At 69.3% G+C, this 10,043-nt stretch carries 4 protein-coding genes and 1 pseudogene; 3 read left to right on the plus strand and 2 right to left on the minus strand.

The features are described from left to right. Positions 1–134 precede the first annotated feature (134 nt). Positions 135–866 (minus strand): DNA repair protein RecO, encoded by a 732-nt coding sequence (gene recO / locus AC5LSR_RS03160; protein ID WP_250281161.1) that lies wholly within the window; start codon positions 864–866, stop codon positions 135–137. Between the two features lie 250 nt (positions 867–1,116). Here recO and AC5LSR_RS03165 point away from each other — a divergent pair, with 250 nt between their 5' ends. Beyond that, on the plus strand, positions 1,117–1,719 hold the full coding sequence (locus tag AC5LSR_RS03165; protein WP_250281159.1) for an NUDIX domain-containing protein: 603 nt from the start codon (positions 1,117–1,119) through the stop codon (positions 1,717–1,719). 97 nt (positions 1,720–1,816) lie between these two features. Continuing rightward, positions 1,817–3,070, plus strand: coding sequence for an ATP-binding protein (locus AC5LSR_RS03170; RefSeq protein WP_250281157.1), 1,254 nt, complete (start codon positions 1,817–1,819; stop codon positions 3,068–3,070). 63 nt (positions 3,071–3,133) lie between these two features. Here the strand turns inward: AC5LSR_RS03170 and AC5LSR_RS03175 are convergent. Next, positions 3,134–4,693 (minus strand): annotated as a pseudogene (locus AC5LSR_RS03175) (IS66 family transposase). Between the two features lie 155 nt (positions 4,694–4,848). Between AC5LSR_RS03175 and AC5LSR_RS03180 the strand changes: the two are divergent. Then, the gene (locus AC5LSR_RS03180; RefSeq protein WP_493468123.1) at positions 4,849–9,969 is read left to right on the plus strand and encodes a TIR domain-containing protein; all 5,121 of its coding nucleotides are present in this window, start codon (positions 4,849–4,851) and stop codon (positions 9,967–9,969) included. Positions 9,970–10,043 lie beyond the last annotated feature (74 nt).

Below are 10,043 nucleotides of genomic sequence, written 5' to 3' on the forward strand. Positions count from 1 at the left end.
GGCCCTGTCAGCCCTGTCAGCCCTGTCGGTGGCCCTGCTGACGGCCCTGTTAGCGGCCCTGTTGGTGGCCCTGCCAGTGGCCCTGTCGACGGTGGCTGCGTCAAGAATGCCCATGGCGTGCTGCCCGGTCCTGTTCACACCCGCTCCAGATGGGGCAATGTACGCAACCCGTATTCGAGATGCCACTGAAGGTATGCGGCAATGCATCCGCCGGCCTCGCGCCGGGTGCGGGTCTCGCTTGCCCCGGCGCGCTCCCAGTCCCCGGTGAGCAGATCGGACAGCAGCGTCACGGCGGCTGGGGACATCGACACCGCTCCATGCGGTCGGCATTCCGGGCACACTACGCCTCCCGCCGGGACGGAGAACGCGTGGTGGGGCCCCGGGTCCCCGCAGTGGGCGCAGTCCGCCAACGCCATCCCGTAACCGGCGATGGTCAGCGCCCGGAGCAGGAACGCGTCCAGGACGAGGGACGGCGCCCGCTCACCCTGGGCGAGCGTGCGCAGGCCACCGACGAGGAGCAGGAACAGCCGCATCGCCGGCTGGCGCTCCTCGCTGGTCAGCCGCTCGGCGGTCTCCAGCATGACCGCCGCCGCGGTGTGCCGGGGATAGTCCGACGCGATCACCGCGCCGTACGGGCTGAGTATGTCGGCCTGGGTGACGGTGTCGAGCGAGCGTCCCTCGTGGAGCTGGAGATCGACGTAGGTGCCCGGCTCCAGCCGCGCGCCGAAACGGGACGACGTGCGGCGCACCCCCTTGGCCACCGCGCGTATCCGCCCGGTCCGCCGGGTCAGAACCGTGATGATGCGGTCGGCTTCGGCCAGCGGCGTCGTCCGCAGGACGACACCTTCATCTCGATAGACCGGCACCTGCCCATGGTTGCACGCATTCCGACAAGGGGGCAGAGCCCGGTCGAGATGATCGCGACACGTGCCGGCCACGGCCAGGCCAAAAGATCGATGCGGGGCCGAACCGCGACGGCCCGGCCTCGAGCGGAGCCGGACACGCCGCCGTCGTCACTTTCCGTATCTATCGCGTTTCCTCCCTCCGCCGTATGCCCGAAACGGCCGAGGAGCGTCCGGATACCGGCGGCACCGGCGCGGGGACGATGATGGACCGGTGCGAATCGTGCGGCGGGCGGCCCGAGCGATCCTGATCGACGACGACGGGTATCTGGTCGTGTTCCACCGGACACCACCCGGCGTGGCGCCCTACTGGTCCACGGTCGGCGGCGGGGTCGACCCCGAGGACGCCTCCGTCGAGGCGGCCCTGCACCGCGAGCTGGCCGAGGAGCTCGGCGCCACCGTCGACCGCGTCCAGCAGGTGTTCCTCACCAGCGAACCAAGGCCGCCGAAGGCGGGCGGCGACCGTGACGGCCGCCGGCCCGGCCTCGTCGTCCAGCACTTCTTCGTCTGCCGGCTGGTCACCATGGATCTCACCGCCCGCACCGGCACGGAGTTCACCAACCCCGCCAAGGGCGGCTACGACATCGAACGCGTCGACCTGCGCGGCGAGGACCTCGCGGGTTTCACGCTGCTGCCGCCGGCCCTCAAGGAATTCATCCTGGCCAACCGAGACGCCCTCCTGGACGCCGCCCTGACCCCGGCCAACGACCCCGCCACGCCCCCTGAACCCCCGGCAGATCCACCACGCGGTAAGCGGCAGATCCACCACGGGACGCCCGGCAGATCCACCACGACCCCCGCGGCAGATCCACCGTGATCTTTACGGCAGATCCACCACGGATCATGCGGCAGATCCACCACGACCCTCACGGCAGATCCACCATCGATCATGGTTGGCGATATCATCGGACGGGATGACGACCACTCCGGATCTCTACCCGCGCCATGCCGTCGACCTGGTCGAGCAGGCGCTCATCGACACGCGCGTCGTAGTGATCAACGGTGCCCGGCAGGTCGGCAAGAGCACACTCGCCCAACTGGTGGCCAGCGCCTCGGCCAACACCAGGATGTACTTCCTCGATGACGCGGCGGTCCGGGATGCCGCCGGAACAGACCCGACAGGATTCGTCCGCCATGACGGCCTGCTGCTGATCGACGAGATCCAGCGGGTGCCCGAACTGCTGCTCGGGATCAAACTCGCGGTCGACCGCGATCCCCGCCCGGGCCAGTTCCTGCTCACCGGCTCGGCTCGGCTGCTGGGCCTGCGCGACCTGCCTGACGCCCTGCCCGGCCGCAGCGAAACGATCGAGCTGTGGCCGTTGTCGCAGGGCGAGATCCACGGAGCCCCCGACAGTTTCATCGACACCGTGTTCAACCAGGGCCCGGACACACCCGCGCCGGAGAGCACCCTGCGCCGCCCGGACTATGTTGCCCGCGCCCTGCGAGGCGGTTATCCGGAGGCGGTACGCCGCACCGACACGCGGCGCCGTGGCCGGTTCTTCGACTCCTATCTGGCAGATCTCATCGCACGCGACATACGCCAGGTATCCGAGATCACGCGCGTCACCGAGCTACGCCGGCTGATCGGCGCGGTCGCGGCGTGCATGGCGGGCCTGGTCGTCCCCCAGCGACTCAGCCGCGATCTCGGCATCCCCGCGTCCACGGTCCGCCGCCATCTGGACGCGCTGGAGCTGATCTATGTTGTACGGAGAATCCCGGCATGGTCCAACAATCTGACCACGCGAGCGGTCGCCACGCCAAAAACAATCATGACCGACTCGGGGCTTGCCGGACACCTGACCGGTATGTCCCTCAAACGAGCGGCGCATCCAACGGCACCCGTCGGTCAACTGCTGGAGAACTTCGTCATCGGCGAGCTCGCGCGCCAACTGACCTGGGCAGAGGAGCCGGTACAACTCTTCCACTACCGTGACCGCGACGGTAATGAGGTGGACGCCGTGCTGGAACGCGCGTCAGGCGAGATCGTCGGCATCGAGGTCAAAGCCTCCGAGACGGTCCGCGCGGACGACTTCCGAGGGCTGCACCAGCTCGCCCGGAAAGCCGGTGACCAGTTCATCGCGGGCTACGTGATGTACACGGGAGCGCAGCCACTCCCGTTCGGCGACCGCATGCACGCCCTACCGATCGAAACGATCTGGACGCTGTGAGACAGGGATCCCGTTGTGTCCATTCACGGGTGGTGACTTGATCAACACCGTGTGGATGTTGGTTTAGATGGTGAGGGCGGGCAGGGCACTGGCCGCTCGCGGAACCGGTATCCAGGGTTTGCCCGCGAGGGCGTGGCGGATGGCGTCGATGGCGGTCAGGCCGTGGTCGCGGGCGGAGACGAGGTAGGCGCGCACGCGGAGGTAGCCCGCCAGGGTGCGGGGGGGTGTGCCAGTAGCCCGAGACGGCCTGGTGGCGTTTCGGGAGGCGGATGGCCTGCTCGGCGGGATTGTTCGTCCAGGGGATCGTGAAGTTGGTGGTGAACAGCCAGACCTGGTCGGCCTTCGTGGCGAGCCGGCGGGCGAGGACCAGACCGGGATGGTTGCGGTCATCGACGCGCCCGGCGCGAGCTGCTGCACCGCCCGCAACGACCTGATCAGATGGGCACAGCACCGCTGCCCCCCGGCGCGGGTGGGGTCGTACTGGTGCCAGCCGGCGTAGTCGTCGCGGGTCAGGTAGCCGGTGAACCCGTCGAGCACCCCGGTGGCGTCGATGGCCTCCGACGAGCGTGAACGGATCGCCGCGTACCAGACCAGCCCGGGTGTCGGCGTGCGCACGACCAGCAGGTGCGGGGTGCCCGACAGGACCGTGCCCGTGACCTCGTCCAGGTCCCTGCGTAGCACGTTGACCGGGGACTCGTCGCCGCACAGCACCGGCTCGGCGCGCAGCGCCGCCTTTATCGCTCCGTCGAACCCGGCCGCTTCCAGGTCGTGAGCGAGTCGTGCGTTCGCGCGGGCGACGAACCCGGCCGAGACCTCCACCCCCAGCAGCGCGCCGATGACCATCGCGGCCCGTTCCACCGGCACGTCGGCCTCCGAGGCCAGCAGCACCGCCGCCGCGTGCAGCCGGGGCCCGTAGGACACCGTGCCCGCCGCCGCGTGCGCCACCCCGGGCACCCCGGCGGTGGTGACCTTCCGACAGCAGCCGCAACGACGCCGCGGCAGCACCCACTCCACCTTCTCCAGCACCGGACCGAGCAGGTCCCAGACCTGCGCCCACGTGTCGGGGAGCACCGTGGCGCCGGTCAGGTCGGCCTCGCACGACGAGCACTCCAACGGCGGGTCCGCCGGTAACGACCGGTCCGGCTCGGCCTCCCGCCGCAGCCCCGCCCCCGGATGGCCCGGCTGCCCACCGGGCTTGCGGTCCTTGGACCGGACCCGCTCCGAGGCCTGGCGCCGCGGCGCCTTCCGCTTCTCTCTGACGCCGATCGGCTCCTTCGACGGCGGGACCGACGAGTTCGTGCTGTCCATCCCGACCCGCCGCCGCAACTCGGCGACCTCCAACTCCAGCTCGGTGACTTTCCGCTCTAGCTCCGCGGCCCGCCCACGCCCCTGGTCCCGCTCCGCGCGCACCGCGTCTATCTCCGCCTCATGGCGCGCCGCGGCGTCCTCCACCACCTGCCGCAACCGGCCGTTCACCACCGCGAGCTTCTCGTTACCCGCCTCAGCCTCAGCCAGACCCACCCGCGCCTGCGCCAGCCCGGCAGCCAACTCCTCGATCCGCGCCTCAGCCGCCGCCAGACACGGCTCCCACCACACGGACGGGCCAGTCACAACCCAGATCATCCGCCGCCAGCCCCGACCACCAGACACCAGCGGCGTGTCACACCAACGCAAACACCCAGCTCAGCGGACTACGATCTTGCACCCCTGAATGGACACATCCCGTTCTATCCGACCCAGGTCGCACAACCCATGCCGCAGGGTGGCATTCTCGACTTGTGGGCAACGGGGGCGACGCGGCCGGTAGTGACGACTACGAGTTCGACTTCTTCATCAGCCGCACGAAGGCGGACAGGGGCTGGGCGGAGTGGATCGCCTGGCACCTGGAGGCGACCGAACGGGAACCGGGCCGGCGGTTCCGAGTGCTGCTTCAAGACTGGGACTTCGTCCCGGGCAGGGACTGGACCGACCGTATGGAGGAAGGCATCCGACGGGCCGAACGAGTCCTGCCGGTCCTGTCCCCGGACTATCTCGGCAGCTCGCCCTTCGGTACAGCTGAATGGCGGCCGTTCTGGCGCTCCGATCCACAGGGACACCAGCGCCGGACGATTCCTGTTCGAGTTCGTGAATGCAAACCAGACGGACTGCTCGGATCAATTATCTATATCGACCTCATAGGTCTGAAGAACGAGGACGAGGCCGCGAGCCGCCTGCTATCCGGCATTCAGGCAGCCCTGGGAGGGCGTATCAAGCCGCCGGTCAAACCACCGTGGCCAGGCCATGAAATCGGCCACTTCAGGAGCATCGCGCCCCGCGCGGTGTCGACCCGGCCGGATTTTCCTGGCGCGTCATCCGACACCGACAGGATAGCCGGCGAAACAATCAGTGAATCCACCGTCACCGTGCTGCACCTGTCGGGAATGCGGTTACTCGCCCAGCCCGCAGCCGGCCGGACGCCTGCGACGCTGGTCACCTGGCTGTCCGACGACCTGCGCCGACTGGCTACCGGCGCCGACAGCGGCATCGACGTCGGCGCAGGCGGGCCACGTCCGGATCTCGTCGTCGTCACCGGCGACCTCACCGAGACGGGCACGAAACCCGAGTTCGAGCAGGCATATGACCTGCTGGCCGGGCTGGCCGACGCCCTGGGCCTCGACCACGACCGCTTCGCGATCATCCCAGGCAGTCACGACGTCAGCCGTAAGCTCTGCGAGGCGCACTTTCTTCAGCAGGAAGCCGAGGGCAAGGAGCCGATCCCGCCGTACTCGCCGAAATGGAAGTTCTTCAACAAGCTGCTGCGCCACTTCTACGACCCGGACACGGACATCGTTTTCCAGGTCGGTGAAGAATGGTCGCGTTTCGCCATGCCCGGCCTGAAGGTCGTGGTGGCGGGGCTGAACTCGACGATGGCCCAGTCACATCTGGTGCACCACGGCTGGCTGGGCACCGAGCAGCTCGGCAGCGTCGCCGACGCCCTGCACGAGTTCACCCGGGACGGCTGGCTGCGGATCGGCGCCGTGCACCACAGCCCCGCCGGCGAGAATCCTGACGAGCGCCCGCCGGGGATATCCGAGGACGGCGTCCTGCGGGACACCGAAGAGCTCGACCGGATTCTTGCCCCTCACCTGAACCTGCTGCTGCACGGGCAGGACACAGACGCCCACACGCTCCCGTCGGGCCTGCCCACACTCCCGCTGCGACAGGATGACGGCCGGCTAAGCTACCAGGTGATCCGGATCAACCGGACGGGGTTCACCTGTTTCGCGCCCGCTCACAGCCCTGCCGGCCGGCGGCAACCGGCCCACACGTCCCACGACCTCACCTCGGCGCACGCCGTCTTTCCCCCGCCAGCCCGAAGCGACCCCAACGGTTGCAACAAGCGACGGCCCCGACCGCCTGACCCCGACGAGACACCCCTGCCACCGCCGTGGCCCCGTGACCGTCCTCGGGACCTGCTGGACGACGCCGCCGAAGTGGCCAGGCTGCGCTACCCGGCCGCGACGGTCGAGCGGGTGGAGGCCGCCGGGGAACGAGCCGCCCACCTGCGGGTCTGGCGCGCCGAGGGGCAGGTGGTGGAGCAGCGTGTGATCGGCCTGCTCGACGGCAACGCCGATGCCGACGCGCTGGCGGAGTTCGTCCGGACGATCCACCGGCCCTACCTTGCCACGAGCCCGACGCTGTTCTGCGACCTGGTCTACTGCGGGGACGAGCAGGCCGGCCCCGACCTGGTCGCACGGGCCGTACGGGACGGCGTGCGGCTGCTGAGCATGCCGGAATACCAGGGCGTGCTGGACCTGCGCGGCTACCTCAACCGGCAGACCCGCCGGCTGGAATCCGACCAGATCTACCCCCCGGAGCTGTACGTACCCCAACGCGCCACCCGCCTGGACGGACGGGACCGGCCGTCGTCACAGGACGCGCTCGCGGACGTGACCGGCTGGCTGACCACCGACCAGTCCCGGTTCGTCCTGATCCTCGGCGACTTCGGCCGGGGCAAGACCTTCCTGCTGCGCGAACTGGCCCGGCGGCTGCCCACCGACCGGCGGTACGTGACCCCGATGCTGATCGAGCTACGCGGGCTGGAGAAGTCGCACGACCTGGACACGCTGGTGGCGGCCCATCTGGCGAACAGCGAGCAGACCCGGTTCGACCTCGCGGCGTTCCGCTACATGCTGGACGCGGGCCGGGTCATCCTGCTCTTCGACGGGTTCGACGAACTGGCCCTGCGGGTGACCTACGACCGCGCGGCCGAGCATCTCGGCACGCTGCTGGCGGCCGTCCGCGGCCAGGCGAAGATCGTGCTGACCAGCCGCACCCAGTACTTCCTCACCGACGACCAGGTGTTCAAGGCCCTCGCCCAACGGGTCGACCTGATCCCGGGCCGGCGCATCGTCCGGATCGAGGACTTCACCGACACCCAGATCGAAAGCTTCCTGGTCCAGCGATACATTCGGGACCTGAGGGTGCGCACGACCGGCCCGACACCCGGCTCGGCGCCCGACCTGGCACACCACCGGGCCCAGGCCAGGCAGCGGGCCGACGAACGGATGACGCTGATCCGCGGCATCCGTGACCTGCCAGGGCTCTCGCGCAATCCCCGGATGCTGTCCTTCATCACGGCCCTGGAGGACAAGCGGCTGCGGCAGGCTCGCGGCGGCGACGGGACGATCCACCCGGCCAACCTGTACCGGGAGCTGGTCGACACCTGGCTCGACCACGAGGAGCGGCGCGCCCACCCGGGTGGAGCGTCACCCTCGCTGTCCAAGGCCGACCGGCTGGACGCGGCCACCCGCCTGGCCCTGACCCTCTGGGGCAGCACCGAACGTCACATCGGTGTGGAGGAGCTGTCGGCCACCGCCGCCGCGGTGCTCGCGAGCATGAGCAACCCGGCGGAACTCACCGGTGACGAGCTGACCCAGATGATCGGCTCAGGCACCCTGCTCGTGCGGGACGCCGACGGCCGGTTCTCGTTCATCCACTCCTCGGTGATGGAGTACCTGGTCGCCGCCGAGGCCGCCCGCCAGTTCGCCGCGGGCAGCGCGCGGGAGCTGCTGGGGGCTGGGAAGATGACGGAGCTGATGGCCGACTTCTTCGTGAACCTCATCGGACGCGACCAGGCCAGCAGATGGGCCCAGAACATGATCGACGACCCGCACGCCGCCACCGCTGCGAAGGCGAACGCGCTGCTCGTGGCCCGCCGGCTGGGCGTACGACTGCGTATCAGAGCAAAACTCGCCGGTGCCGACCTCGCCGGCCAGGACCTGTCCAATCGGTCGGACCTGCGGGAAGCCGACCTGCGCCGGGCGAACCTGACCGACACCCGGATCGCCCACACCGACCTGACCGGCGCCGACCTGCGCGAGGCGAACCTGACCGGCGCCACCATCGAGAACGCCACCCTCACCCACGCGGACCTCTCCGGAGCGCGGCTGTCCAGCACGAAAGTCCGTAACTCCCGCCTCGACGACGCCCTGCTCCGCGGAACACAACTCGACCACACCCGAATCGATCAGGCCAACCTATGCAGCGCCGACCTCACCGACGCGGACCTGTCCCACGCACGACTGACCGAGGTCAACCTCACCGACGCGGTCATAACGGGCAGCCGTTGGCACCGCACGGCCGTCCTCGGAGGACAGACCACACACCTCGGCAGCATGTCCGAACTGGCTGACGCCGCGGTAGCCGGCCGTGACCGCGCCCAACTGACCCCGCTTCCCAGGACCTCGCCCAGAAACAGGGCGGACGCGACAGCGGTGGCTTTCTCTCCGGACGGCACGCTCCTGGCGACCGGGACGCAGGATGGACCGGTCAGCCTGTGGGATGTCCGCACCGGCCGCCGACAGCGCATTCTCGCCGACCATACCCAGTTGGTGTCGTCGGTGGCATTCTCTCCGGACGGATCCACCATCGCCGCCGCGGCTGGCGACCGTACGGTACGGCTGTGGAACATAGCCACCGGCAGCCCCCTGCCGCCACTCACCGGCCACGCCGGCCCGGTACGGTCGGTGGAGTTCTCCCCCGACAGAACCACCATTGCCTCCGGATCGAACGACGGCACGGTACGCCTGTGGGACATCGTCACCGGTCTATGTCTACGTACCTTCACCGATAACGGCACAAGCTGGATGTCATCGGTGGCGTTCTCCCCGGACGGATCCACCATCGCCGCCGCGGCCGGCGACCGTACGGTACGGCTGTGGAACACCACCACCGGCAAGCCCCTGCACACCCTCCAAGGGCACACCAGGACAGTATGGTCCGTGCGGTTCTCCCCAGACGGAGCCGTCATCGCCTCCGGATCGAACGACGGCACGGTACGCCTGTGGAACGCTGCCACCGGGCACCTCCGACACGCCATCCCCAGCTCCCGCACGAGCTCGGTACGGTCGGTGGCGTTCTCCCCGGACGGAGCCACCATCGCCGCCGCGGCCGGTGACCGCGCAGTGCAGCTGTGGGATACCACAACTGGCGAACACCTGCGCACCCTCAGAGGGCACGCGGACACAGTGTGGTCGGTTCGATTCTCCCCGGACGGATCCATCATCGCCTCCGGATCGAACGACGGCACGGTACGCCTGTGGGACGCTGCCACCGGCGCCCTGATCGCCACGCTGCTCGGGCCCACCAAAGACACGTGGGCTGTGTTCCTGCCAGACGGCTCTTACAAACTCGCTGGCACAGCGGGTGACTCGTTTCAGTGGAAGATCAAAAATGTCCGCTTCGACATAGGCGAGCTTGATCCGTACGATCCGACCATCCGCCGGCTGCCCGAGGACGCGCCGTTGCCGATGCCCGCGGGCTGGCACCCCGTCGCTCCCAAGGCCGCCCCACCGGCCCGCCTTCCCCCGCGGCCGCCGTCCGAGCCACCATCGCAGGGCCTGTTCCGCCGCCGCTGACCGGCAACAGAAGAACATCTGCATGACACGACGACGGTTCCCACTCGCGACCATGGCCGGCGTCCGCCGAGGGG

The organism is Protofrankia sp. CiP1_Cm_nod4 (genome assembly GCF_982290645.1).

Bases quoted from the DNA above. Each gene is read 5' to 3' on its own strand.
- AC5LSR_RS03170 (WP_250281157.1), top strand. From the start codon at position 1,817: ATGACGACCACTCCGGATCTCTACCCGCGCCATGCCGTCGACCTGGTC.